This is a genomic window from Rhizobium sp. NLR8a, from assembly GCF_019685235.1.
In the GTDB taxonomy this organism is placed as follows: domain Bacteria; phylum Pseudomonadota; class Alphaproteobacteria; order Rhizobiales; family Rhizobiaceae; genus Rhizobium.
This window is the reverse complement of sequence record NZ_JABDWI010000006.1, coordinates 257,427-280,889: the sequence shown is the minus strand read 5'-3', so window position 1 is coordinate 280,889 and position 23,463 is coordinate 257,427. Positions and strand designations below refer to the sequence as shown.

At 61.8% G+C, this 23,463-nt stretch carries 24 protein-coding genes and 1 other RNA gene; 20 read left to right on the top strand and 5 right to left on the bottom strand.

Annotated features, from left to right (window positions below; genetic code table 11):
- Nucleotides 1–54: 54 nt before the first annotated feature.
- The 4 genes from HJC04_RS13645 to HJC04_RS13630 all read left to right on the top strand — a co-directional run bounded on the left by HJC04_RS13645 (nucleotide 55) and on the right by HJC04_RS13630 (nucleotide 3,759).
- Complete coding sequence (locus HJC04_RS13645) at nucleotides 55–378, top strand: helix-turn-helix transcriptional regulator (RefSeq protein ID WP_210629918.1); 324 nt, start codon at nucleotides 55–57, stop codon at nucleotides 376–378.
- A gap of 88 nt (nucleotides 379–466) precedes the next feature.
- Nucleotides 467–1,003: a helix-turn-helix transcriptional regulator gene (locus HJC04_RS13640; RefSeq protein ID WP_210629917.1), complete on the top strand. Its 537-nt coding sequence runs from the start codon at nucleotides 467–469 to the stop codon at nucleotides 1,001–1,003.
- 98 nt (nucleotides 1,004–1,101) lie between these two features.
- Nucleotides 1,102–2,085 carry an NAD(P)-dependent oxidoreductase gene (locus HJC04_RS13635; RefSeq protein ID WP_221122995.1) on the top strand — a complete coding sequence of 328 codons (984 nt, stop codon included), beginning with the start codon at nucleotides 1,102–1,104 and terminating at the stop codon, nucleotides 2,083–2,085.
- A 201-nt stretch (nucleotides 2,086–2,286) separates the two neighbouring features.
- Nucleotides 2,287–3,759, top strand: coding sequence for an esterase-like activity of phytase family protein (locus tag HJC04_RS13630; RefSeq protein ID WP_221146452.1), 1,473 nt, complete (start codon nucleotides 2,287–2,289; stop codon nucleotides 3,757–3,759).
- 79 nt (nucleotides 3,760–3,838) lie between these two features.
- Here HJC04_RS13630 and ssrS read toward each other — a convergent pair.
- The 3 genes from ssrS to HJC04_RS13615 all read right to left on the bottom strand — a co-directional run bounded on the left by ssrS (nucleotide 3,839) and on the right by HJC04_RS13615 (nucleotide 4,736).
- Nucleotides 3,839–3,997: non-coding RNA, 6S RNA (gene ssrS, locus HJC04_RS13625), on the bottom strand.
- 69 nt (nucleotides 3,998–4,066) lie between these two features.
- Nucleotides 4,067–4,444 (bottom strand): cell division protein ZapA, encoded by a 378-nt coding sequence (locus tag HJC04_RS13620; protein WP_064811285.1) that lies wholly within the window; start codon nucleotides 4,442–4,444, stop codon nucleotides 4,067–4,069.
- 16 nt (nucleotides 4,445–4,460) lie between these two features.
- Entirely contained in the window at nucleotides 4,461–4,736 is a 276-nt protein-coding gene (locus HJC04_RS13615) for a DUF4164 domain-containing protein (protein ID WP_221146451.1), read from the bottom strand.
- 333 nt (nucleotides 4,737–5,069) lie between these two features.
- Between HJC04_RS13615 and tkt the strand changes: the two genes are divergently transcribed.
- The 8 genes from tkt (at nucleotide 5,070) to HJC04_RS13575 (ending at nucleotide 14,910) form a co-directional block, all read left to right on the top strand.
- Nucleotides 5,070–7,043, top strand: coding sequence for a transketolase (tkt, locus tag HJC04_RS13610; RefSeq protein ID WP_210629914.1), 1,974 nt, complete (start codon nucleotides 5,070–5,072; stop codon nucleotides 7,041–7,043).
- A gap of 83 nt (nucleotides 7,044–7,126) precedes the next feature.
- A complete protein-coding gene (gene gap / locus HJC04_RS13605; protein ID WP_221146450.1) occupies nucleotides 7,127–8,137 on the top strand; it encodes a type I glyceraldehyde-3-phosphate dehydrogenase in 1,011 nt (336 codons plus the stop codon).
- A 127-nt stretch (nucleotides 8,138–8,264) separates the two neighbouring features.
- Nucleotides 8,265–8,579, top strand: a complete 315-nt coding sequence (locus HJC04_RS13600) for a hypothetical protein (protein ID WP_210629912.1) — start codon at nucleotides 8,265–8,267, stop codon at nucleotides 8,577–8,579.
- Between the two features lie 143 nt (nucleotides 8,580–8,722).
- Nucleotides 8,723–8,899: a hypothetical protein gene (locus tag HJC04_RS13595; protein ID WP_176439455.1), complete on the top strand. Its 177-nt coding sequence runs from the start codon at nucleotides 8,723–8,725 to the stop codon at nucleotides 8,897–8,899.
- A 326-nt stretch (nucleotides 8,900–9,225) separates the two neighbouring features.
- Nucleotides 9,226–11,100, top strand: coding sequence for a potassium/proton antiporter (locus HJC04_RS13590; RefSeq protein WP_221146449.1), 1,875 nt, complete (start codon nucleotides 9,226–9,228; stop codon nucleotides 11,098–11,100).
- A 70-nt stretch (nucleotides 11,101–11,170) separates the two neighbouring features.
- Nucleotides 11,171–12,373, top strand: coding sequence for a phosphoglycerate kinase (locus HJC04_RS13585; protein ID WP_221146448.1), 1,203 nt, complete (start codon nucleotides 11,171–11,173; stop codon nucleotides 12,371–12,373).
- A gap of 223 nt (nucleotides 12,374–12,596) precedes the next feature.
- On the top strand, nucleotides 12,597–13,622 hold the full coding sequence (locus HJC04_RS13580; protein ID WP_210629909.1) for a class I fructose-bisphosphate aldolase: 1,026 nt from the start codon (nucleotides 12,597–12,599) through the stop codon (nucleotides 13,620–13,622).
- Nucleotides 13,623–13,986: 364 nt separating this feature from the next.
- Entirely contained in the window at nucleotides 13,987–14,910 is a 924-nt protein-coding gene (locus HJC04_RS13575) for a PhzF family phenazine biosynthesis protein (RefSeq protein WP_221146447.1), read from the top strand.
- Between the two features lie 28 nt (nucleotides 14,911–14,938).
- Here the strand turns inward: HJC04_RS13575 and HJC04_RS13570 are convergent, their stop codons facing one another.
- Nucleotides 14,939–15,103, bottom strand: coding sequence for a hypothetical protein (locus HJC04_RS13570; protein ID WP_221146446.1), 165 nt, complete (start codon nucleotides 15,101–15,103; stop codon nucleotides 14,939–14,941).
- A gap of 173 nt (nucleotides 15,104–15,276) precedes the next feature.
- Here HJC04_RS13570 and HJC04_RS13565 point away from each other — a divergent pair, with 173 nt between their 5' ends.
- From HJC04_RS13565 to HJC04_RS13555, 3 genes are all read left to right on the top strand, one after another.
- A complete protein-coding gene (locus HJC04_RS13565; protein ID WP_210629906.1) occupies nucleotides 15,277–16,557 on the top strand; it encodes an MFS transporter in 1,281 nt (426 codons plus the stop codon).
- Between the two features lie 157 nt (nucleotides 16,558–16,714).
- A complete protein-coding gene (locus HJC04_RS13560; protein ID WP_221146445.1) occupies nucleotides 16,715–16,906 on the top strand; it encodes a DUF1192 domain-containing protein in 192 nt (63 codons plus the stop codon).
- 390 nt (nucleotides 16,907–17,296) lie between these two features.
- A complete protein-coding gene (locus HJC04_RS13555; RefSeq protein ID WP_004679442.1) occupies nucleotides 17,297–17,812 on the top strand; it encodes a DUF1465 family protein in 516 nt (171 codons plus the stop codon).
- Between the two features lie 135 nt (nucleotides 17,813–17,947).
- Here the strand turns inward: HJC04_RS13555 and rpmE are convergent, their stop codons facing one another.
- Nucleotides 17,948–18,169 (bottom strand): 50S ribosomal protein L31, encoded by a 222-nt coding sequence (gene rpmE / locus HJC04_RS13550; RefSeq protein ID WP_009990270.1) that lies wholly within the window; start codon nucleotides 18,167–18,169, stop codon nucleotides 17,948–17,950.
- A 192-nt stretch (nucleotides 18,170–18,361) separates the two neighbouring features.
- Between rpmE and HJC04_RS13545 the strand changes: the two genes are divergently transcribed.
- The 5 genes from HJC04_RS13545 (at nucleotide 18,362) to HJC04_RS13525 (ending at nucleotide 23,462) form a co-directional block, all read left to right on the top strand.
- Nucleotides 18,362–20,161: an ABC transporter transmembrane domain-containing protein gene (locus HJC04_RS13545; RefSeq protein ID WP_221146444.1), complete on the top strand. Its 1,800-nt coding sequence runs from the start codon at nucleotides 18,362–18,364 to the stop codon at nucleotides 20,159–20,161.
- Nucleotides 20,162–20,299: 138 nt separating this feature from the next.
- On the top strand, nucleotides 20,300–21,292 hold the full coding sequence (locus HJC04_RS13540) for a tripartite tricarboxylate transporter substrate binding protein (protein WP_210629904.1): 993 nt from the start codon (nucleotides 20,300–20,302) through the stop codon (nucleotides 21,290–21,292).
- A gap of 144 nt (nucleotides 21,293–21,436) precedes the next feature.
- On the top strand, nucleotides 21,437–21,625 hold the full coding sequence (locus HJC04_RS13535; protein WP_064694384.1) for a YegP family protein: 189 nt from the start codon (nucleotides 21,437–21,439) through the stop codon (nucleotides 21,623–21,625).
- A 247-nt stretch (nucleotides 21,626–21,872) separates the two neighbouring features.
- On the top strand, nucleotides 21,873–22,211 hold the full coding sequence (locus HJC04_RS13530; RefSeq protein ID WP_221122993.1) for a YciI family protein: 339 nt from the start codon (nucleotides 21,873–21,875) through the stop codon (nucleotides 22,209–22,211).
- A 6-nt stretch (nucleotides 22,212–22,217) separates the two neighbouring features.
- On the top strand, nucleotides 22,218–23,462 hold the full coding sequence (locus tag HJC04_RS13525) for an RNA polymerase sigma factor (RefSeq protein ID WP_221146443.1): 1,245 nt from the start codon (nucleotides 22,218–22,220) through the stop codon (nucleotides 23,460–23,462).
- Nucleotide 23,463: the final 1 nt, after the last annotated feature.

Below are 23,463 nucleotides of genomic sequence, written 5' to 3'. Positions count from 1 at the left end.
GCACTTCTCCTCTTCTCCATTGTGCCTGAGGCCATTATGTTATAAAAATATAACATGTCAAGCGAATCAACCGACGACCCTGTCTTCAAGGCACTGGCGCATCATCGCCGCCGCGAAATCCTCGACCTGCTCAAGGAGGCCCCCCGCACAACGGGCGCGCTCTGCGAGATGTTTTCCGGGATGGACCGCTGCACGGTGATGCAGCATCTGAAGGTGCTTGAGGAAGCGGGGCTGATCGTCGCCAGAAAGGAGGGCCGCGAACGCTGGAACCACCTGAACAGTCTGCCGATCAAACACATCTACGACCGTTGGATCAGCGCCTATGCAGGTCATGCCCTGTCGATCCTTGATCGGCTGAGAAGCGACCTCGAAGGCTAGCCGGAACAATGACCGGCGTGAGGATCGGCTTGCCCTCCGGCCCGCCGAACTCCTATCCTGGCAAAAGAAGCGTGGGAGCTCAGGACAAATGACGATATCAGGAGCCGGCATACGCCGCATGCGGTTGCTGCGCAGCATGAAGCAGCAACACCTCGCGGAACTCCTCGGCGTCAACCAGGCGACCGTTTCGCGCTGGGAGCGCGGCCAGCTTGATCCCTCGCCCAACCAAGCCGTCAAGCTGGAACGGATTTTCGCCACGCCGCAACATGCTGCGGCCGATGCGGCCTTAAAGCGGCTGGTCGAGGATTCCGTCCGGTCTGTGCATCTGATCTGCGATAGCACGCATCGGCTTCTGTCTGCTTCCCGACCGCGGCAGGCGGAATGGCGTGCACCGCTCGGCGCTTTTCTCGGCCGCTCTCTTTTTTCCTACGCCTCCGCCGAGATCGCCGCCGCCGAACTGTCTCTGGAGGAGCGCGGCTGGCATGAGGACAGGCTGCTATCGTTGACCTTCGATACCGGCGCCAACGGCAATGTGCGCCTGCCGATTACCCCGGGCCGCGTCACTTGGGAGCGGATCAGGCTTTCCGATGGCACCGCTGGCCGCCTCGTCACCACAATCCGCTGAGCCTGCAGCCTTCCTGCATGCCCATGCATAATTTATGCGTTGTCCCACGACATCGGTCTTTATAGCGTCCGCCGCCAACACAGTCAGGAGACGACGCGATGACGATATTGGTGACGGGAAGCGCCGGCCACCTCGGCGAGGCGCTGATGCGCAGCTTGAGAGCTCAGAGCCGGTGGGCGCGCGGCATCGACATCAAGCCTTCGGCTTTTACCGATATGGTCGGCTCCATCGGTGACCGCGGCTTTATCAGGCGGGCGATGTCGGGCATCAGCCAAGTCATCCATGCCGCCACGCTCCACAAGCCGCATGTGGCGACCCACGGCAATCGCGATTTCCTCGACACCAATGTCGGCGGCACGCTGAACCTGCTCGAAGAGGCGACTGCCGCGGGCGTTGCAAGCTTCGTCTTCACCAGCACCACCAGCGCTTTCGGCGCGGCGTTGACGCCGGCGGCCGGCGAGCCCGCAGCGTGGGTCACCGAGGACGTGCTTCCTGTCGCGAAGAATATCTACGGCGTGACAAAGCTCGCTGCCGAAGGAATTTCGGAACTCTTCGCCCGCAAATCCCGCCTGCCTGTCGTCATCCTCAGGACGTCGCGCTTCTTTCCCGAAAGTGATGACGATCCCGAGATTCGCAACAGCTATTCGGCGGGAAATGCGCAGGCCAACGAGCTGCTTCATCGCCGCGTCGATATCAGCGACGTGGTCGACGCCCATTTTCTGGCGCTCGAAAAGGCGCCGGCAATCGGCTTCGGCCGCTATATCATCTCGGCCACGACGCCCTTTCTACCGGGCGATCGCGCAGAGCTCAGGCGTGATGCGCCTGCTGTCGTCGAGCGGCTGTTTCCAGGTGCAAACACGCTTTACGCCGAACGCGGCTGGAAAATGTTCCCGACGCTCGATCGCGTCTACGTCAACGAACGCGCAAGGCGCGAACTTGGCTGGCGGCCGCGCTATGATTTCCGCTTCGTGCTCGATTGCCTGCGCGAGTGTCGCGAATGGCGAAGCCCGTTGGCGATCGATGTCGGCTCCAAGGGCTACCACGAGGAAGTATTCGCCGAAGGACCCTATCCGGTCGATTAGGGCAATGAGCTGATTGCAGGCTCCGAGGGTGTCATCCAGTTATCACGATCCCATCCTAGACGTTTAGCCGGGATAGGGGCGAAATCCGGGTGTGTTCGGTTCTGAGGAATCGATCCCAAAGCCGAGGAATGTCATTCGAAACGGTGTCCAGCTTGCGGGCGGGAACCGTTGCAGGAACGCTTTTGACCGAGAGGCTATTTCATGAAGAACGTCAGATCATATGCATCGCGGCTGTTCGCCGCAGTTTTCGCAGCATCCGCCGCCATTCCCGCCTTGGCAAGGTCGGAGAATTCCGCCACTTTCGTCAATAAGGGCCTGGTCGGCGTCGGCCGCATTCCGGCCAACCAGCGCGACAAATTCGGTGAAACCTTCGGCTCCGGCTCCGGGATGGCGATCGACCCCGCCGCCTGGACTCGGGATGGCGCCAGCTATAGGGGCACGCTCTACCTGCTGCCCGACCGCGGTTACAATGCCGCCGGCACTGTCGACTACCGCCCGCGCCTGAACACCCTTTCGATCATTCTGACCCCGACAGCGCCAGGCGCGACCCCCGAGGCCGGCAATGAGCAATCGGGCGTCGAGGCGAAACTCGTCGATTCCATGCTCTTTGTTGACGACAAGGGCGCGGACACGACCGGTCTCGACCCGGAATCCGGCGTCCGCGCCGCTGCCGGCAACTTCCCGCCGCTGCCGCAGGCGGCGAACGGCAAGATCGCCCTCGACGATGAGGCGATCATCCGCATGGCCGACGGCACTATGTTCGTCAGCGACGAATACGGCCCCTATATCTATCGCTTCTCCGCCGATGGCCACTTGCTTTCAGCCACCCAGCCGCCCAAGGCGCTTCTGCCGATGCGCAAGGGCGCGCTGAGCTTCGCTTCAAACAATCCCGGTCCCGGCGGGTCCGCTCCCGATCCGAAGGACCCCGAAACCGGCCGCCAGAACAACCAGGGCCTCGAAGGCATGGCAATGACGCCCGACGGCAGGTTTATCGTTGCCGTACTGCAGTCGGCGGCCCGCCAGGACGGCGGCGATTCCGGCTCGACCCGCCAGAATACCCGCGCCATGATCTATGACGCCGCCGATCCCGATCATCTGAAGCTGGTGCACGAATATGTCGTGCCGCTGCCGATCTTCAAGGACGCTAAGGGCAAGACGACGATCGCCGCCGAGAGCGAGATCGTCGCCCTTTCCGACAAGACCTTCCTGATGCTTGCCCGTGACAGCGGCAACGGCCAGGGCGTGAAGGGCGACACGTCTCTGTATCGCAAGATCGACATCGTCGACCTATCCGCCGCAACCGATATCGCCGGCAGCGATTTCGACGCCGGCAAGGCGGCTGCACCGAAAGGTGTCCTCGACCCGTCGCTCACACCGGCTACGCTGACACCGTTCATCGACCTCAACGACGAGGCCGAGCTTGGCCGCTTCGGCCTGCACAACGGTGCGCCGAACGACAGGAACGATCTATCGGAAAAATGGGAAGCGATGGGTCTGGCAAGTGTCCTCGACACGAAGCTGCCGGACGATTACTTCCTGTTCGTCGCCAACGACAACGACTTCTTGACGCAGGATGGCTTCCAGGTTGGCGCAGCCTATAAGGCTGACGGCGGCGCCGATGTCGACACCATGTTCCAGGTCTTCCAGGTGACGCTTCCCGGCTTGAAGAAGTAACTGCGCGCCACGAGGGGCGGACGCGCAAGCCGCGTTCGCCCTATACACCCGGCTTCGTCTTCAACGATGAAAGGAAAAGGTGCGATCCACGACGACCGATGGATGTTTACGATCCTGGGCGCCTACAAACGTAGGTGGGCACCGTGTGTCCAGGCCCACGAGCCCGGACAGGGACAGCTCCCTTTGGATCGAGTATGGCCCCAGGGATTGTGGTTCCTGTCGAGAGGCGCAGACCGCATCGCGATATATAAGGCCGTTTGCATCGACGCGCCAGTGGCGACGGCCAGCCGTTTTTATTTAATTGACATCAATTGAGTTCGGGTGCGGCCCGGCCATTCAGCTTGTCGGTGATGCCGCGAATACGGCTCGAAACCTCGCCGAGCGCTGCCGCCAACGTTTCCTCGGTGCGGGCGGTCGCGGCAAGCACGGTGTCGCGGTTGCCGCGCAGCGACTCGAGCTCGGTTTCCAGCCCGGCGATGCGGCGCGTCAGCTCGGCAATCTCGTCCATGATCATGATGCCGGCCATGACGGTGATCCTGAGATCGCCGATCTCTCCGAACTGGCCCTTGAGATGGCCGACATAGCGGTCGAAACGCGTGGCGAGATCGGTCAGATGATCCTCCTGCCCCTCCTCGCAGGCCATGCGATAGGCCTTGCCGTCGATCGTTACCGTCACCTGCGCCATATCAAATTCTCTCTCATCAGCGGTCCAGAACCGCGCGGATCGTCTCCATGGCCGTCACCAGCCGCCGCGATACCTCACGATTGACCTCTTCCAGCCGGTTGGCGCGAAATTCGGCCTGGTCGAGCTCCTGGGCCAGACGGGAGCGGTCGGCATGCACACGTCGCACCTCGCCCTCGATCTCCCCCTGCTCGCGCTGCCGCTCGACACGCATGTCGACGGCGTTTTCGAGGCTCGAAATCGCCTGTCTCAATTCCTCGAGCGCTGCTTCCATGGTTTTGCCTGTGGGCATCATGCCTTTCCGATTCCCGTGCAGGACCTGCGAATCGGCCACATCTGCCGATCTTGTGATTTCAAGAGGATATGCAGCTCGCCAACGGCCCGTCAATAAATCCCGTCACCCGGCAGCCTGCCTATCTGTGGATGAACGTTTTGGACAGGCCCGCCGCGCCAGTTTGGTCTTTTGTATAGTCGAGCGATCAAATGTCAAAAAATTGCCGCAGGCCGCTGGGATTTGCCCCGCCATTTATTGACTCGCCAGCCCCAACTGCTATGTGTCAGCCGCTTTCACTCGATGGTCTTGGAGGCTCGAGGCCATCCCCCGACACCCGGAGCTTGCAGAAAAGCTATGACCTCTCTCCAACAAAACGACCGGATGGCGAACGCGATCCGTTTCCTCGCCATGGACGCCGTTGAAAAGGCGAATTCCGGCCACCCTGGTATGCCGATGGGCATGGCTGACGTGGCGACGGTCCTGTTCACCAAATATCTGCGCTTCGACCCCAAGAAGCCGCATTGGCCGAACCGCGACCGCTTCGTGCTGTCGGCCGGCCATGGCTCGATGCTGCTCTATTCGCTGCTGTATCTGACCGGTTATCCCGATATGACGATCGAGGACCTGAAGCAGTTCCGTCAGGTCGGCTCCAAGACCGCCGGCCACCCTGAATACGGCCACGCAACCGGCATCGAGACCACCACCGGCCCGCTAGGTCAGGGTATCGCCAATGCGGTCGGCATGGCGATCGCCGAACGCAAGCTGCGCGAGGAATTCGGTGCGGACCTCCAGGACCACTACACCTATGTCATCAATGGCGACGGCTGCCTGATGGAAGGCATCAGCCATGAAGCCATCGCCCTTGCCGGCCACCTGAAGCTCAACAAGCTGATCCTTTTCTGGGATAACAACTCGATCACCATCGACGGCGCCGTTTCGCTGTCGGATTCGACGGATCAGATTGCCCGCTTCAAGGCCGTTCACTGGAACACGATTGAGATCGATGGCCACGATCAGGCCGCCATCGCCGATGCGATCGAAGCCGCCCACAAGTCTGATCGCCCGACCTTCATCGCCTGCAAGACGGTGATCGGCTTCGGCGCCCCGAACAAGGCCGGCAGCCACAAGGTTCACGGCAGCCCGCTCGGCGCCGACGAGATCGCCGCCACCCGTAAGGCGCTGAACTGGGATTACGAGCCCTTCGTCGTTCCCTCGGATATTCTCGATGCATGGCGCGCAGCCGGCACCCGCTCCGAAGATATCGTCAGAGCCTGGGAGGAAACCCTTGCCAAGTCTGCTGCCAAGGCCGAGTTCACTCGGCGTTTTTCAGGCGATCTGCCTGAAGGCTTCGACAAGGCGATCGATGATTACAAGAAGAAGCTCGCCGAGACCAAGCCGACAGTTGCGACACGCAAGGCATCCGAAGACGCACTCGAAATAATCAACGGTTTCGTGCCGGAAACGCTCGGCGGCTCTGCCGACCTGACCCCGTCGAACAATACCAAGACCAGCCAGATGATCTCCATCACCCCGACGGATTTCAAGGGCCGCTACATGCACTGGGGCATCCGAGAGCACGGCATGGCGTCTGCCATGAACGGCATCTCGCTGCACGGCGGCCTCATCCCCTATGGCGGCGGCTTCATGATCTTCTCGGATTATTGCCGCCCGCCGATCCGCCTCTCGGCTCTGATGGGCATTCGTGTCATCCACGTCCTGACGCATGATTCGATCGGCGTTGGCGAAGATGGCCCGACACATCAACCGGTCGAGCAGATCGCCGGCCTGCGCGCCGTCCCGAACCTGCAGGTCTTCCGCCCGGCCGACGCCGTCGAAACGGCGGAATGCTGGCAGATCGCCATGAAGAGTACAAATCGTCCGTCTGCCCTGGCTCTCACCCGCCAGAACCTGACCACCGTCCGCACCGAGTATAATGCGAAGAACCTCTGCGAACTCGGCGCCTATACGCTCTCCGGCAATGCCGATGCCAGGGTGACGATCTTCGCTTCGGGCTCCGAGGTCGAAATCGCCGTTGCCGCCCGCGCAACTCTGGAAGCCAGGGGCGTTTCGGTGCGTGTCGTATCGGTGCCCTGCACCGAACTGTTCTTCGAGCAGCCGGAGGCCTACCGCAGGGACGTGCTCGGCAACTCGCCGGTCAAGATCGCCGTCGAAGCCGCCGTCCGCGAAGGCTGGGACGCCTTTATCGGACCGGAAGGCAGCTTCATCGGCATGAAGGGCTTTGGCGCGTCCGGCCCGGTCAAGGACGTCTACAAGCATTTCGGCATCACCGCCGACGCCGTCGTTGCGGCTGCCGAAGCAAAGCTTTAAAGAGGGCGCCTTGAGGCGCTCTCCATCTCCTCAATTCCAGGCCGCCCGCCTATCGGGCCCTATTCTATCGGGAGTGAATGAACATGACAGTCAAGGTTGCCATCAATGGTTTCGGTCGCATCGGCCGTAACGTCCTCCGCGCTATCGTCGAATCCGGCCGCACCGATATCGAGGTCGTCGCCATCAACGACCTCGGCCCGGTCGAGACCAATGCCCATCTCCTGCGTTACGACTCGATCCACGGCAAGTTCCCGGCCGAAGTGAAGGTCGAAGGCGACACGATCATCGTTGGCGGCGGCAAGCCGATCAAGGTCACCGCGATCAAGGACCCGGCAACGCTGCCACACCGCGAGCTCGGCGTTGACATCGCCATGGAATGCACCGGCATCTTCACCGCCCGCGACAAGGCCGCTGCCCATCTGATGGCCGGCGCCAAGCGCGTTATCGTCTCGGCTCCCGCCGACGGCGCTGACCTGACGGTCGTGTTCGGCGTCAACCATGACCAGCTCACCAAGGAGCACATGGTCATCTCCAACGCCTCCTGCACCACCAACTGCTTGGTGCCGGTCGTCAAGGTTCTCGACGACGCCGTCGGCATCGACCACGGCTTTATGACGACGATCCACTCCTACACCGGCGACCAGCCGACGCTCGACACAATGCATAAGGATCTGTATCGCGCCCGCGCTGCCGCTCTCTCCATGATCCCGACCTCGACGGGCGCCGCCAAGGCCGTCGGCCTCGTGCTGCCCCACCTCAAGGGCAAGCTCGACGGCACCTCGATCCGCGTTCCCACGCCGAACGTCTCGGTCGTCGACTTCAAGTTCGTTTCCAAGAAGGGCACGACGGTCGGCGAGATCAACGAAGCCATCAAGGCTGCCTCCAACGGCAAGCTGAAGGGCATCCTCGGCTACACCGACGAGCCGCTCGTCTCCCGCGACTTCAACCACGACAGCCACTCCTCGATCTTCGCAACCGATCAGACCAAGGTCATGGAAGGCAATTTCGTGCGCGTCCTGTCCTGGTACGACAACGAGTGGGGCTTCTCCAGCCGCATGTCGGACACGGCCGTGGCCTTCGCCAAGCTCATCTGAGGGCTCGACCACCGAATATCGCAGGCGGCCCGGGAAACCGGGCCGTTTTGTTATAGGCGTCTGAAGCCGGTCGTGGCATTGTTGACAACCCGGAGCACCGTCGCACCGGGAAGATAAAGAGGGATGGATGGATTACTTTACCGTTGAAATCGCCGGCCGCGCCATCGCCAGCTTTCGCTCGAAGAACCATGAGGAAGCGACGCATTTCTTCGAGGCGGAAGATTTTCGCGACGACCTGACCATTCTCGAGTCCGAAGGCAAGCCGCTTTGGGACCGCAAGGCGACGCTCAGCCTGCGCAAGGCGACGGCTGAGGAAGCCAGCGAAGTCGAGCACGCCTATGAATTCGACGACGATCCCGAACGGACCATCGACGACGAGTTCGTGGTTTTCCTGGTCCCGGTCGAAGACCTGACTGACGAGGGCGAGGACACCGAAAACTGACAGTGAAAGCCATTTCGAATCGACGGGTTCGGTGCAGCCGCAAGGACGGAATCACGGTTGGCAATCCGCTGGCCAAGCGTGATAAACTGAGGAAATGCAATAAAGCTGCACAATGGCTGAGATGATCCAAGTGGAGGCGATAAATGGCAGAGGCGCAAAAACGCTTGTCCCAAACCACCCTCAAGCGGCGGCAGCGGTTTCATCCCAAGCGGGACGTCAAACCCGCCGTGTTGGCAAAGGCTAATCGTCTGGCCATTCGGGTTGCAGCGTTCATCGGTCTTTCGTTCCTCGCCGTCATCATACTTCAGGCAGTGTTCTGACGGGCCGCATGTAGGAATATGTCTATCCTGCTGCGGTTTGCGAATACCCGCAGAAAAATCGATTTTCCTGCCGTTCGCCCTGCTCTTGCCTGATTTTCTTATACATTCTTTGTAGAGAGTTTCTCCCGTAGCATTTCCGTGTCGGTGGCCGTCCGGCAGCCGTTCAGCAGCATGATGCAGCACGAGACGAGGTTAAGCCGCAAGGCCTACCCTTCTCTGTCGTTTTGCCGTTTACTGATGAATCGACGCGCGTGGTGGAGGGTTGGAATAGACGGATCGGCTAGGGGTGGCCGCATCCGCAAGGCAGTCGATGAAAAGGGGTGGGCATGGAAGCGTTCTATATCGTGGTGCTGGTCGCGACGGCGCTCGTGCTTCTTGCCGCTTTTTCAAGCCTGCTCGCCTTCCGCTTCGGCGCCCCGCTGCTGCTGCTCTTCCTGATGATCGGCCTCGCCGCCGGCGTCGACGGCCTCGGCATCGAATTCAGCAACAATTATCTGGCCTACATCCTCGGCTCCATTGCCCTTGCCGTCATCCTGTTCGATTCCGGCTTCGGCACGCCGATGCAGGCCTTCCGGCTGGCAGCCGTTCCCTCCCTCACGCTCGCCTCGGTCGGCGTGCTGATCACCGCCTCGCTCTTTGCCGTCGCCGCCATGTGGCTGCTGGACTTCACCTGGCTCGAAGGCCTGCTGCTCGGCTCGATCGTCGCCTCGACGGATGCCGCCGCCGTCTTCTTCCTGCTGCGCATCGGCGGCATCAACATCCGCGATAAGGTGCGCTCGACGCTGGAAGTCGAATCCGGCACCAACGATCCGATGGCGATCTTCCTCACCATCGCCCTTGTAGAGGTCCTGGCGAGCGGCGAGCGTTATGCTGGCATCAATATCGGCATGCTCGCCATGTTCGTGCAGCAGATGGGGCTCGGCGTCATCCTCGGCCTGCTCGGCGGCATGATGATCGTGCTGATCGTCAGCAGGCTCGACACCGATCGCGGCCTGACGCCGATCTTCGTGCTGGCGCTTGCCCTTCTCGTCTTCTCCTTTGCCGGCACGGTCGGGGGCAGCGGCTTTCTCGCCGTCTATGTCGCCGGCATCTATGCCGGAAATCGCAAGATGCAGGCGATCGGCACCATCAAACGCTTCCAGGACGGCATGACCTGGCTGGCGCAGATCATCATGTTTCTGGTGCTCGGCCTGCTCGCGACACCGTCGCAATTCCCCGTCATCATCGTGCCAGCGATCCTGCTTGCCCTCTTCCTGATCTTCGTCGCCCGGCCGCTGGCGATCTGGCTGTCGCTGCTCCCATTCGATTACACCCAGCAGGAAATCGGCTTCGTCGCCTGGGTCGGTCTGCGCGGCGCCGTCTCCATCCTGCTTGCCATCATGCCGATCCTCGGCCGGCTGGAAAACGGCCAGATCTTTTTCAACACCGCCTTCATTATCGTGCTGGTCTCCCTGCTGGTGCAGGGCTGGACGATCAAACCCGTCGCCAAGAAGCTCGGCCTGATCATTCCGCCACGCATCGGCGCCGTCGATAAGGTCGAGGTCGACCTGCCGGGTGCCGCCAACCACGAACTGCTCTCCTATCGCGTGATCAAGGATAGTCCGGTGCTGCGCGGCGAGCGCATTCCGCGCTGGGCAACCCCTTCGCTCGTCATCCGCGACGGTAAATCGATGCGCTACCAGTATGCCGGGCGGCTGCGCGAAAACGATCTAGTCTATCTCTTCATCGTGCCGAGTTATTCCCGGCTGCTCGACCGGCTCTTCGCCAGCCGTGCGCCGGTGGACGAGGATGATGCCGAATTCTTCGGCGCCTTCGCGCTCTCACCCGCCCGTCCCGCGGCCGATCTCGATGCCGCCTATGGGCCCGGCCTGCTCAACGAATCCGAGAAAGGCCTGACCATCGCCGAACTGATGCGGCAGCGCCTCGGCGGCAAGGCCGATTATGCCGATCGCGTCCGTCTCGGCTCGATCATCCTCATCGTCCGTGATCTCGACGAGCACGACCACGTCACCTCCGTCGGCATGTCGCTCGAAGCGGTCGAACCGGCCACGACGCTGCCGATCTTCATCAATCTCAAGGACATTATCCAGCGCATCCGCGACAGGTTGAACGGACGTCGCAACCGCGAAGCGGCGGCCTCCGAAACCATGCCGAAAGCATCGGCCGGAGGCGACGAAGCCAGGCGCGAAAACGGCTGTTGAACGCCTTGCGTCTCGAATGATCCTTGCTATGGTCGGCGCGACTTCCGCCAACCAAGACTGGATCTTCCCCATGCCTTCTTTCAAGACCCTCGACGATCTCTCCGACATCAGCGGCAAGCGCGTGCTCATCCGCGTCGACCTCAACGTCCCGGTCAAGGACGGCAAGGTCACCGATACGACGCGCATCGAGCGTGTGACGCCGACGATCCTCGAACTATCGGGCAAGGGCGCCAAAGTGATCCTGCTTGCCCATTTCGGCCGGCCGAAGGACGGTCCGTCGCCGGATCTGTCGCTGTCGCTGATCGCCCCTTCCGTCGAGGAGGTGCTCGATCATGCGGTGCTGACGGCCTCCGACTGTATCGGCGAGGCCGCCGCCTCCGCCGTAGCCGGAATGAATAACGGCGATATTCTGCTGCTGGAAAACACCCGCTTTCACAAGGGCGAGGAAAAGAACGATCCCGACTTCACCAAGGCGCTCGCCGCCAACGGCGATATCTATGTCAACGACGCCTTCTCCGCCGCCCACCGCGCCCATGCTTCCACCGAAGGCCTTGCCCACCACCTGCCGGCCTATGCCGGCCGCACCATGCAGGCCGAGCTGGAAGCGCTGGAAAAAGGTCTCGGTAATCCTGCCCGTCCCGTCGTCGCCATCGTCGGCGGCGCCAAGGTCTCGACCAAGATCGACCTTTTGATGAATCTTGTGAAGAAGGTCGATGCACTCGTCATCGGCGGCGGCATGGCCAATACTTTCATCGCCGCGCGTGGCACCAGTGTCGGCAAGTCGCTCTGCGAGCATGATCTTGCTGAAACCGCCAAGCAGATCATGATCGAGGCCGCGACATCAGGCTGCGCCATCATCCTGCCGGAAGACGGCGTCGTCGCCCGCGAGTTCAAGGCGGGCGCCGCCAATGAGACGGTCGATATCAACGCCATTCCCGCCGATGCCATGGTGCTCGACGTCGGGCCGAAATCCATTCAGGCCATCAATGCCTGGATCGAGCGTGCCTCGACGCTCGTCTGGAACGGTCCGCTCGGCGCCTTCGAGATCGAGCCCTTCGATACCGCAACGGTAGCTGCCGCGAAATACGCCGCCGAGCGCACAGCGACCGGCAAGCTGACCTCCGTTGCCGGCGGCGGCGACACCGTCTCAGCACTGAACCATGCCGGCGTTGCCGACAACTTCACCTATGTCTCCACTGCCGGCGGCGCTTTTCTCGAATGGATGGAAGGCAAGGAGTTGCCCGGCGTCGCCGTCCTCAATGCCGGCAAATGACTGCTAAGCGGATTTGACAGGTTTTATATGGGGATAGACCGCGGCGGCGAGTAGCCTTGCGCGGTCTTTTGCTCAAGCGCCGGAAAAAATCCCAGTTTTTCAAACGATTGAAACGATTTCAATCGTTTCAACGATTTAGCCTTCCATTTTCCTCCCTATAAACTTCTGTTATCGCCGTCCTATATTCTTAAACCGCCGATGTTTCATGCTGTGGAGAGAACGAATGAGCGAACGACTGGAAGACATTGCAGTGCAGATGGTTGCAGGCGGCCGGGGACTGCTTGCGGCCGATGAATCGACCTCCACCATCAAGAAGCGTTTCGACACGATCAATCTCGAATCGACCGAAATCAGCCGTCGCGATTACCGCGAAATGCTCTTCCGCTCCGACGAGGCGATGAAGAAGTATATTTCCGGCGTCATCCTCTACGAAGAGACGCTTTTCCAGAAGGCCGCCGACGGCACGCCTTTCGTCGACATCATCCGCGCCGCTGGTTCAATTCCCGGCATCAAGGTCGATACCGGCGCCAAGCCGATGGCCAAATTTCCAGGCGAAACCATCACCGAAGGCCTCGATGGCCTCGGCGAACGTCTGGCTCGATATTATGAAGCCGGCGCCCGTTTCGCCAAGTGGCGCGGCGTCATCGCGATCTCCTCGACGCTGCCGACCCGCGGCTCGGTTCGCGCCAACGCTCAGGCGCTTGCCCGCTACGCGGCCCTCTGCCAGGAAGCCAAAATCGTTCCGATCGTCGAGCCGGAATGCCTAATGGACGGCAAGCCGGGCGACCATAATATCGACCGCTGCGCCGAAGTCACCGAATCCACCCTGCGCATCGTTTTTGAGGAGCTGGCCGATGCCCGCGTCAGCCTCGAAGGCATGATCCTGAAGCCGAACATGGTCATCGACGGCAAGAACGCCCGCAAGGCCTCGGTCGCCGAAGTCGCCGAACGCACCGTGCAGGTGCTGAAGCGCACGGTTCCCTCTGCGGTTCCCGGCATCGCCTTCCTCTCCGGCGGCCAGTCGACCGAAGAGGCGACCGCGCACCTTTCGGCGATCAATGCCACGGCCGGCCTGCCCTGGTTCGTCACCTTCTCCTACGGTCGCGCCCTGCAGGACAGCGCGCTCAAGGCCTGGAACGGCAAGCCGGAAAACGTCGCCGCCGGCCAGCGTGAATTCACCCACCGCGCCGAGATGAACAGCCTCGCCGCCAAGGGCAGCTGGAAGAAAGACCTGGAAAAGGCGGCCTGAGTTTTAGCATCTGGGATTCGGGCAAGGGCAGCACATCAACGTTACTGCTCGTGCCTAATCCCCTCGCCTCCCTCATTCCTGTGCTTGCCACAGGAATCCAGTGCTCCCAAGTCTTTGGGCGCGGAAGACTCTTTCCCTTGAGATATTGATTCATTCACGGCGCAGACGCGCCGTGGCTGGATTCCTGTGACGAGCACAGGAATGAGGGAGTTCGGAGAGGCCTCGCACTCCCCATCCGACGAATCTGCGTAAAAATCAGCGCAACGCGATAGACAGCCCTCAGCATTGTCTCGGCGACAAGAAACCGCTTCGTCCCGCGAAAAATCGTGATTATTCATAACGGCCCGCTGCAAGAGGAGCCGCTATGGACACCATTTCCTACGTCACCGTCGATGTCTTCACGTCCACCCGTTTCGAGGGCAATCCGCTTGCCGTCATATCGGATGCCCGCGGTCTGAGCGATGCGGCGATGCAGAGGATCGCCACCGAGTTCAACTATTCCGAAGTGACCTTCGTCCTGCCACCTGAAGACCCCGAGAATTCCGCCCGCGTGCGCATCTTCACCCCGACGATGGAGATCCCCTTTGCCGGCCATCCGAATGTCGGCACTGCCTATGTGCTCGGCCAGCAGGCGGAGATCTTCGGTAAGCCGGTCGGCGAGAAGCTGCGCTTCGAGGAAGAAGCCGGCATCGTCGAGGTCGAGCTGAGACGCAGCGGCGGAAAGGTCGCGGCCGCCGCCATCCGCGCACCGCAGCCACTGACGGTCGGCGATACCATTGCCGAGGAAATCATCGCCCGCTGCATCGGGCTCGAACCCGGCGCCATCGTCAAAACCACCCACGCCCCGGTCTTTGCCTCGGTCGGCCTGAACTTCGCCGTCGCCGAATTGAGCGGGCTCGAGGCGCTCTCCGCCGCCCGCCCGAACCTTGCCGGCTTCCAGGCCGCCGCCGGCCGGCAGACGACGAGCGGCCACGACTTCTCGCTCTTCGTCTATACCAGGACACCCGAAAATTCGTGGGCTATCCGCGCCCGCATGTTCGCGCCGCTGGACAACGTGCCTGAGGACCCCGCGACGGGCAGCGCTTCGGCCGCTCTCGGCGCCTATCTCGTCACGCTGACGCCGGAGGCCAATATGAACGTCCGCATCACCATCGAACAGGGCATTGAAACGGGGCGGCGCAGCGTCATCACCCTCGACGTGGCAAAATCCGGCGGTATCGTCACCGATGTCATCATCTCGGGAAGCTGTGTTTCCGTAATGCGCGGCGAAATCATCCTGCAGGACTGACGGCCACATCGAGGCTTGAATCCGAAGCTTACATCACGAAGTCGCGCGACAGCAGCGCCATTGCCCATATGCCGAAGGCGATCAGAGCGATTTTCCAGAAATCCATCCGCCGCCTGAGGCCGGGAAGCTCGAGCGGCTTGATCACCTGTATCGCCATGGCAAGGATGAGCAGCAAGGCTATCAACTTTGTCATGCTTTATTTTTTCCGTTTTTCGGAATGTCACAGGACGGACATTTTTCCGCGCGAACAAGAGGTTCACACACGCCGTAAAGGCATTCCGGGGCACAATCAATCATCTTGAGGCTGGGCAGGCGCAGGTCTTGCCTTATGTCCGTTCATAATCGCTTGAGACCGAGTCTGGGGAAATGAAGAGAAATCTGCTGTCCGTCGCCGCGCTGCTCTTTGGCACGCTCTTCCTTTTCATGGGCAATGGTCTGCAGGGTATCCTGCTTCCCGTGCGCGGCAATCTCGAAGGCTACGCCACGACGACGCTGGGCCTGCTTGGCACCTCGTGGGCTGGCGGCTTCGTCATCGGCTGCCTGGTGGCGCCAAAACTGGTGCGCCGCGTCGGCCATGTCAGAGCCTTCTCCGGCTTCATCTCGATCATCGCCATTATCGCGTTGGTCAGCGGCATAATCATCGATCCGTTCTGGTGGGTGATCCTGCGCGCGGTGACCGGCTTCTCCACCGCCGGCACCTCGATGATCATCGAAAGCTGGCTGAACGAGCGCGCCAGCAACGAGAGCCGCGGTGCGATCTTCTCGCTCTATATCGGCATCACCCTGCTCGGTGTCGTCGGCGGCCAGATGATGATCCCGCTCGAGGATGTACGCACGCCCGTGCTGTTCATGATCTGCGGCATCTTTTATTGCATCGCCATGCTGCCGACGACGCTTTCGACCGCGGCGTCACCGCAGCCGCTGAAAGCCGTGCGCCTCGACCTGCCGGCGCTCTATCGCAATTCACCCGTTTCCTGCCTCGGCATTCTGCTCGTCGGCATCGCCAACGGCGCTTACGGCACGCTTGGAGCTGTCTTCGGCGCCGGTGCCGGCCTTTCCGACACCAGCATCGCCGTCATGATGAGCGCCACCATCTTCGCCGGCGCCATGATGCAGCTCCCGGCCGGCCGGCTTTCTGATCGTATCGACCGGCGCTACGTGCTCGCCGCATTGTCGGCGATTGCCGCCATCGCCGGCTTGCTGATCTTTCTGCTTCACCCGACATCACCGGGCTTGCTGATCGGGCTCGTTGTCCTTTACGGCGCGGTTGCCAATACGCTCTACCCGATCGCTGTCGCTCACGCGAACGACTTCGCGGCGTCGGAGGATTTCGTCAAAGTCTCCGGCGGCCTGCTGCTGCTCTACGGCATCGGCACAGTCATCGGCCCGACGCTCGGCGGCCCCGTCATGTCGGCGATCACCCCGCACGCGCTTTTCCTGGTCACCGCCGTCGCCCATGTGTTGATCACCGTTTATGCGATTATCAGAAGCCGCATCCGCGCCGCCGTCCCGGCCAGCGACCGCGACGCCTATACGACGATCCCGACCGGCACGTCACCGATGCTGACACCCCAAAGCATGTCGCTGGCCGATCGTGGCACCGGCAAATCTCCCGAAAGCAGCGATCCTGCTGTAAAATTCGGTTAGGCCTTCCTGCAAACCGCACTGCGGTTTTCTCCGTGGTTCGCGAAAAACGAAAAATGGGGAGGCGAGACTGGATTTGGGCCGGATCGGCCTAAATTCCGATTCCGTATCGGCCGCATTTTTCGGCATTATGCTGCCGGCAGCAAAAGGAGGAGAACCGATGAGCTTTATCGATGATGACCGGCCGCAGAAGAAAACCGCCCACGAGATCGGCGCCGATCTCTCCCTGCTTTCGGTGGATGAGCTGAAGGCGCGAGTGGAATTGCTGAAAACCGAGATCGCCCGGCTCGAAGCCGAAGCCGCCCGCAAGGCGTCCGGGCGACAGGCCGCCGAAAGCTTCTTCCGTTCGTGAACCGCTAAAAGCCTCCGAAAACAAGGCCATAGGCAGGAAAATGAGCCAACCTCAAGTCTTCATTCGGCACAATGTTAATAAAATATTAAGCTTTATAACGTATTACTGTACTCATCCAGGCTTTCTCTGGATCTCAGACAGTTTTCCAAGCGGTGAATTGGTCTGATTTTTCTCCCTGTTTTACCTTGAGAGCCGCTTTTGCGGCTCTTCTTTTTGCTGCGGCCGGCGCATTTCCATGAAACTGTGGAGATTAACCCTTTCTTAAGAAACGGCTTGCGCATTTGCGCTAATGATACCATCTTAAAGTCATAAAGACCGGACGCGGAAACTTTTCCGTTAAGCCCGGCGTTACCTGACCATAAGTAGCTGCGTGCAACAGGGACTATTGCGATGTCGGAAGTTGGATTGAACACGATCAGTTTTGCGGGCCGCGCGGCTGCATCCTCACAGTTCAAGGCACTCTATGCCGAAGGCATGTCACTGGTCGAAGAGACCGCCGCCTATCTCGATGGCCAAGGCCGCGCAGCCTCCAAGGTTCTGCCGCGCATGGCATCCGTCCTCTACGCCGCGGAATCGATGCGGCTGACCACCCGCCTGATGCAGATGGCCTCGTGGCTGCTGCTGCAGCGCGCCGTCAACAATGGTGAGATGTCGCGTGACCAGGTGCTGGCAGAGAAGAACAAGGTCCGCCTCGACGGCTTCAACGTCGACCGCGCAGCACCCGGCTGGGGCGACCTGCCGGAATCCTTCCGCGACCTCGTCGAGCGCTCCTTGCGCCTGCAGAACCGCATCGCGCTGCTGGATCGCGAAATCTATCGTCCGGCTGAAGCCGTGATCGTTCATGACAATCAGAACAGCGTCCAGGCGCAGCTTTCCCTGCTGCAGACCGCCTTCGGCAACAACTGACCAAACCTGCTAAATTCATTTGGGCCGGCTGCGCAGTGCGCGGCCGGTTTTTTGTTGCCGCTGCGCACCGTTCTGCAAACGCAAAAAAGCCCGGCAGAACCGGGCTCCTTGCGAAACGTCGTCAAGCAGAAGCGATTAGAGACCGAGGCCGCCGAAACGCTTATTGAACTTGGAAACGCGGCCACCGCGGTCCATGAGCTGCTGGTTGCCGCCCGTCCAGGCCGGATGCGACTTGGAATCGATTTCGAGGTTCATGACAGCGCCTTCCGAACCCCAGGTCGAGCGGGTTTCGTATTCGGTGCCATCGGTCATGACTACCTTGATCGTGTGATAGTCGGGATGGATGCCTGCCTTCATAACAATCTTCCTGCGATACCGGAGTTCAATTTGCCGCATGCAGTTGCGGCCACCGAACCGATTGAATAAATGAAGCCGCAGTCGTGATGGCTACGGCTTCCCATTAGGATGCGGTGCCTATACATGAAGGACGCCGGGATAACAAGAGCCAACAGGCCGCATTGCGTGGTCCTGCGGGCGAATGGAGACGATTTGGCAGAGCAGGCACAGGCTGAGGAAAACAAGAGACGGTCGCTGCGGCCGCTCGGCAGGCTGACGCCTTATGTCATGCGCTATCGCGGGCTGGTGGCTGGCGCGCTGATTTCGTTGGCGCTTGCCGCCATGACCTCGCTGGCCCTGCCGCTCGCCGTGCGCCGCATGATCGATCATGGCTTCAACCAGTCTGACGGCAGCTTCATCAACAGCTACTTCGCCATGCTGATGGTCATGGCCATCGTTCTCGCGGTCGCCAGCGCGCTGCGCTATTATTTCGTTATCACCATCGGCGAACGCATCGTCGCCGATCTTCGCCGCGACGTCTTTAGCCATGTGACGCGGCTGTCTCCCTCCTTCTTTGACGTCAACCAGTCCGGCGAGATCGTCTCGCGTCTGACCGCCGATACGACGCAGATCAAGTCCGCCGTCGGCGCCACCGTCTCGGTGGCGCTCAGGAACCTCATTCTCTGTCTCGGCGCCATGGGCATGATGGTCGTCACCTCGCCGAAACTTTCGAGCCTCGTCATCGGAGCGATCCCGCTGATCGTCTTCCCGCTCGTCGCCTTTGGCCGCTCGGTGCGCAGGCGATCTCGCGCCGCTCAGGATACGCTTGCCGAAGCGTCCGCCTTCGCCAATGAGACGATCGCCGCGACCCGTACGGTACAGGCCTTCAACGGCGAGGATGCCGCGGCGACGCGATACGCCGGCGCCGTCGAATCCGCCTACGAAGCCGCCCGCGCCGCCATCCGCTCACGCGCACTCTTGACGGGCATCGCCATCACCCTAATCTTCGGCAGCGTCGTCGCCGTACTCTGGGTCGGCGCCCACAGCGTGCTGGCCGGCACGCTGTCTGCCGGCACGCTCGGCCAGTTCCTGCTCTACGCCGTGATCTCCGCGGGATCGCTCGGCGCGCTGTCGGAGGTCTGGGGCGAACTCTCGCAGGCGGCCGGCGCCGCCGACCGGTTGACTGAACTTCTTGACGAGGTGTCGCCGATATCAGCCCCCGCCAACCCCGAGGCCCTCCCTTCGCCCAGCCGCGGCCGCGTCGAGTTTTCCGACGTGCATTTCGCCTATCCCTCGCGCCCCGGAAAATCGGCCCTGCATGGCTTGAGCTTCGCCGTTGCTCCAGGCGAAACCGTCGCCATCGTCGGCCCCTCCGGCGCCGGCAAAAGCACAGTCTTTTCGTTGCTGCTGCGCTTCTACGATCCGCAGCAGGGCAGCGTGGCGATTGACGGTGTCGATGCCCGGCTGACGACGCCCGACGAGTTGCGCCAGCGCATCGCCATCGTGCCGCAGGACGTCACGATCTTCGCCGCATCGATCCATGACAACATCGCCTTCGGCCGCCCTGGTGCATCGCGTGAGGAAGTCCGCGCTGCAGCGCTTGCCTCCCAGGCCGACGAATTCATCGCCCGACTGGAGAACGGCTATGAGACGGAGGTCGGCGAACGTGGCGTCACCCTCTCCGGCGGCCAGCGACAGCGCATCGCCATTGCCCGCGCCATTCTGAAGAACGCGCCCGTGCTGCTGCTCGACGAGGCGACCTCCGCGCTTGACGCCGAAAGCGAGACCCTGGTGCAGAAGGCGCTCGACGGCTTAATGGATGGCCGCACGACGCTCGTCATCGCCCATCGCCTGGCAACCGTGCTGAAGGCCGACCGCATCCTCGTCATGGATCAGGGGCGCGTCGTCGAGGAAGGCACGCATCAAACTCTGATCCGCCACGGGGGCATCTATGCCCGCCTCGCCCGGCTGCAATTCGACGCCGCCAAGGAGGATGTGCTCGCGGCCAAATAGCCGGCAGGCGCCCTTGGCCGCACGCTACTAAAGTCGGACTTCGCTGCGCCTTCCCGCGGTTGTCTTTCCCGCCCCCTGCCCTACCCTCTTCATGCCCCTGGGTGGGGATTGCTGTTGAATTCATGGGAGGAGATAGGAATGGCGCTTTCCAACATCACGCGACGCACGGGCCTCGCGCTCGCTCTTGGCCTCACTGCAATGCTGGCGCTTGGCAGGCCTGCCGTTGCCACGGATTTTCCCGATCGCGCGATCACCATGGTCGTGCCTTTCGCCGCCGGCGGCTCAACCGATGTCGTCGCGCGCATCGTCGCGCAGAAGATGTCGGAGGATCTCGGCCAGCAGGTGATCGTCCAGAACGTCGCAGGCGCCGGCGGTAACCTCGGCGCCGGCAACGTCGCCCGCGCTGAGCCCGACGGCTACACCATTCTGATGGGCACGGTCGCGACCCACGCCCTCAACCCGCTGATCCTCAAATCGACCCCCTACGATCCCGAGAAGGATTTCGCGCCGGTCTCGCTGCTCGTCGTCGTGCCGAACGTGCTGGTCGTCAATCCGGAATTGCCGGCAAAGACGGTGCAGGAGCTGATCGCGCTCTTGAAGGCCGAGCCCGATAAATACAGTTACGCCTCGTCGGGCAACGGCACGCCGCTGCATCTTTCCGGCGAACTTTTCAAGTCGATGGCCGGCGTCAGCATGCAGCACATCCCGTACAAGGGCGCGGGGCCTGCATTGAACGACGTCATCGGCAACCAGGTGCCGATCATGTTCGATAACCTGCCCTCATCGTCCAGCCATATCAAGGCAGGCACGCTGCGGGCGCTGGCGGTGACGACGGCCGAGCGCGCACCCTCCTTCCCCGACGTGCCGACGATCGCCGAGTCAGGCATTCCAGGCTATGAGACCTATACTTGGAACGCGCTCTTCGCTCCGGCAAAAACGCCGAGCGAGGCGGTCACGCGCCTCAACGCCTCGGCCAGAAAGGCGCTCACTGACCCCGCCGTTGCCGAACGGATGAAGGAGTTCAGCGCCACCATCGTCGGCTCGACACCGGAAGAACTCGCCGTCCATGTAAAATCCGAGCTCGCCAAATGGGGGCCGGTCGTCAAGGGCGCGAACATTCAGATGGAGTGATGCGAAGACGTTCGTCTGTCTCCCGTGCCTGCGTCCGATGGAAACGACCGCACTACGATTCTCATTAAGGTAGTGGAAAAGCTCGCCATTTTGATCTAGCCTCCTCGACGCTGATCGTGCAATTCAGCGTTTCGGGAGACATCCATGTACAAATTCGAAGTCTACAAGGATAAATCAGGCGAATTCCGTTTCCGCTTCAAGGCATCGAACGGGGAAACAATGTTCAGTTCCGAGGGCTACAAGGCGAAAGCGTCCGCCCTGAACGCCATCGAATCCATCAAGAAGAATACCTCCGGCGCCGAGATCGTCGACCAGACGAAGGCCGAAGCCTGAGCGGCATGGCCGGGCGGCATCGATGCCGCCCTGCTTTTTTTGCGCCCTCGAGCGGCGCGGGTGTCTTTGAGACCGGCGCGCCTGCTGGTGATTTCCGGCGCTGTTTTTCAAATATTTCTTCAGAGCCATGTCGAAACGACCGGCGATCGCGCCTCATTGTCTTGGAACGGCTGAGCCGCTCCACCAGGCTAGACCGGCTTTCGTCGGCGGCCTGGATCAAAGCCAACAACGAGATCAGGAGTTTTCCATGCAATATGCCCTCATCATTCGCGAAGCGCCGGAGGATTTCGCCCGCCGTAGCGATCCAGCCTATCGCGATGGCTGGGTCGCCTACACGCAGGCGCTTGTCCAGGCGGGGATCATGACCGGCGGCGCCGGGCTGACAGCGCCCGAGACCGGGACGGTCATACGCCGCAAAGGCGAGGATCACGATGTCCAGGACGGTCCCTATCCGGAAGGCAAGGAACAACTGGGCGGCTTCTATCTGATCGAGGTTCCCGATTTGGACGCCGCGCTCGAATGGGCGACGCGCATTCCGATTTCCGACAAGGGTTCCGTCGAAGTGCGCCCTCGCCTGCAGATGTGAGGAAGGATGTCACCCGATGCAGGACGCGCCGCCGAGCAGGTGGCGCGACAGTCCTATGGCAAGCTGATCGCCTTTCTTGCCGCCCGTTCGCGCGACGTGCCGGCGGCAGAGGACTCATTGTCGGAAGCACTGGCGTCAGCCCTGCGGGTCTGGCCGGAGCGCGGCGTTCCTGCCAATCCGGAAGCCTGGCTGCTGGTGGCCGCCCGCCGCAACCTGATGCAGGCGGCCCGCCACCGCGCCGTCGAGGCCAACGCACAAACGACGATATCGGTCGCCCTGGAGGAAGCCGAAGAACGGATGAACGAAGCCGGCAATTCCGTCTTTCCCGATGAACGGCTGAAGCTGCTCTTCGCCTGCGCCCATCCTGCCATCGACAGCTCGGTGCATACGGCGCTGATGCTGCAGACGGTTCTCGGCATCGAAGCGAGGACCATCGCGCGGGCCTTCGTCGTGTCACCGGAAGCTATGAGCCAGCGGCTGGTGCGGGCCAAGGTGAAGATCCGCGAGGCCGGCATTCCCTTCACCATACCGCCTCGGCCCGCGCTGCCTGGTCGGCTTGCCGCCGTGCTTTCGGCGATCTACGCCGCCTACGGCCTCGGATGGGACGGTCTCGATGGCGAGGAAGCGCACCATTCGCTTGCCGGCGAAGCGATCTGGCTCGGCCGGGCGCTTCTGACGGTGCTGCCGGATGAGCCGGAAGCGATCGGCCTCGTCTCGCTGATGCTTTACTGCGAAGCCCGCCGCAGCGCCCGTCGTGACCGCGCCGGTCGCTATGTGCCGCTGGACGAGCAGGACCCGGCCAGCTGGGACGCCACCATGATCGCGGAGGCGGACGCGCTGCTGCGCAACGCAGGGGGCCTCAACCGTTTCGGCCCCTATCAGTGTCAGGCGGCGATTCAATCGGTACATACGGCGCGCCGCCTCTCGGGGACGACCGACTGGCAGGCACTGACGACGCTCTATGCCGCGTTGCTGACGATGAAGCCGACGCTCGGCGCGCGCGTCGCCCAAGCGGCGGTGATTGGCCGGGCTTTAAGCCCCGCCGAGGGCCTGACCCTGCTCGACAAGGTTGATCCCCGCGCGATTGCAGCCTATCAGCCCTACTGGGCTGTACGTGCTTTTCTTCTGGCGCGAGCCGGCAACGATGCTGCCGCGGCCGACGCCTACATGACGGCGCTCGGCCTCAGCGACAGCCCCTCGGTCCGCGCCTTTCTTGCCGACCGGCTCGCCGAAGCGCGGCGGACAACATGAA

Coding starts and splice junctions, on each gene's coding strand:
- gap (WP_221146450.1), top strand. CDS start 7,127: ATGACAGTCAAGGTTGCCATCAATGGTTTCGGTCGCATCGGCCGTAAC.
- HJC04_RS13595 (WP_176439455.1), top strand. CDS start 8,723: ATGGCAGAGGCGCAAAAACGCTTGTCCCAAACCACCCTCAAGCGGCGG.
- HJC04_RS13525 (WP_221146443.1), top strand. CDS start 22,218: ATGTCACCCGATGCAGGACGCGCCGCCGAGCAGGTGGCGCGACAGTCC.
- HJC04_RS13640 (WP_210629917.1), top strand. CDS start 467: ATGACGATATCAGGAGCCGGCATACGCCGCATGCGGTTGCTGCGCAGC.
- HJC04_RS13590 (WP_221146449.1), top strand. CDS start 9,226: ATGGAAGCGTTCTATATCGTGGTGCTGGTCGCGACGGCGCTCGTGCTT.
- HJC04_RS13635 (WP_221122995.1), top strand. CDS start 1,102: ATGACGATATTGGTGACGGGAAGCGCCGGCCACCTCGGCGAGGCGCTG.
- HJC04_RS13555 (WP_004679442.1), top strand. CDS start 17,297: ATGTCGGAAGTTGGATTGAACACGATCAGTTTTGCGGGCCGCGCGGCT.
- HJC04_RS13620 (WP_064811285.1), bottom strand. CDS start 4,444: ATGGCGCAGGTGACGGTAACGATCGACGGCAAGGCCTATCGCATGGCC.
- HJC04_RS13615 (WP_221146451.1), bottom strand. CDS start 4,736: ATGATGCCCACAGGCAAAACCATGGAAGCAGCGCTCGAGGAATTGAGA.
- HJC04_RS13570 (WP_221146446.1), bottom strand. CDS start 15,103: ATGACAAAGTTGATAGCCTTGCTGCTCATCCTTGCCATGGCGATACAG.
- HJC04_RS13565 (WP_210629906.1), top strand. CDS start 15,277: ATGAAGAGAAATCTGCTGTCCGTCGCCGCGCTGCTCTTTGGCACGCTC.
- HJC04_RS13560 (WP_221146445.1), top strand. CDS start 16,715: ATGAGCTTTATCGATGATGACCGGCCGCAGAAGAAAACCGCCCACGAG.
- rpmE (WP_009990270.1), bottom strand. CDS start 18,169: ATGAAGGCAGGCATCCATCCCGACTATCACACGATCAAGGTAGTCATG.
- HJC04_RS13585 (WP_221146448.1), top strand. CDS start 11,171: ATGCCTTCTTTCAAGACCCTCGACGATCTCTCCGACATCAGCGGCAAG.
- HJC04_RS13540 (WP_210629904.1), top strand. CDS start 20,300: ATGGCGCTTTCCAACATCACGCGACGCACGGGCCTCGCGCTCGCTCTT.
- HJC04_RS13575 (WP_221146447.1), top strand. CDS start 13,987: ATGGACACCATTTCCTACGTCACCGTCGATGTCTTCACGTCCACCCGT.
- HJC04_RS13645 (WP_210629918.1), top strand. CDS start 55: ATGTCAAGCGAATCAACCGACGACCCTGTCTTCAAGGCACTGGCGCAT.
- HJC04_RS13580 (WP_210629909.1), top strand. CDS start 12,597: ATGAGCGAACGACTGGAAGACATTGCAGTGCAGATGGTTGCAGGCGGC.
- tkt (WP_210629914.1), top strand. CDS start 5,070: ATGACCTCTCTCCAACAAAACGACCGGATGGCGAACGCGATCCGTTTC.
- HJC04_RS13530 (WP_221122993.1), top strand. CDS start 21,873: ATGCAATATGCCCTCATCATTCGCGAAGCGCCGGAGGATTTCGCCCGC.
- HJC04_RS13600 (WP_210629912.1), top strand. CDS start 8,265: ATGGATTACTTTACCGTTGAAATCGCCGGCCGCGCCATCGCCAGCTTT.
- HJC04_RS13630 (WP_221146452.1), top strand. CDS start 2,287: ATGAAGAACGTCAGATCATATGCATCGCGGCTGTTCGCCGCAGTTTTC.
- HJC04_RS13535 (WP_064694384.1), top strand. CDS start 21,437: ATGTACAAATTCGAAGTCTACAAGGATAAATCAGGCGAATTCCGTTTC.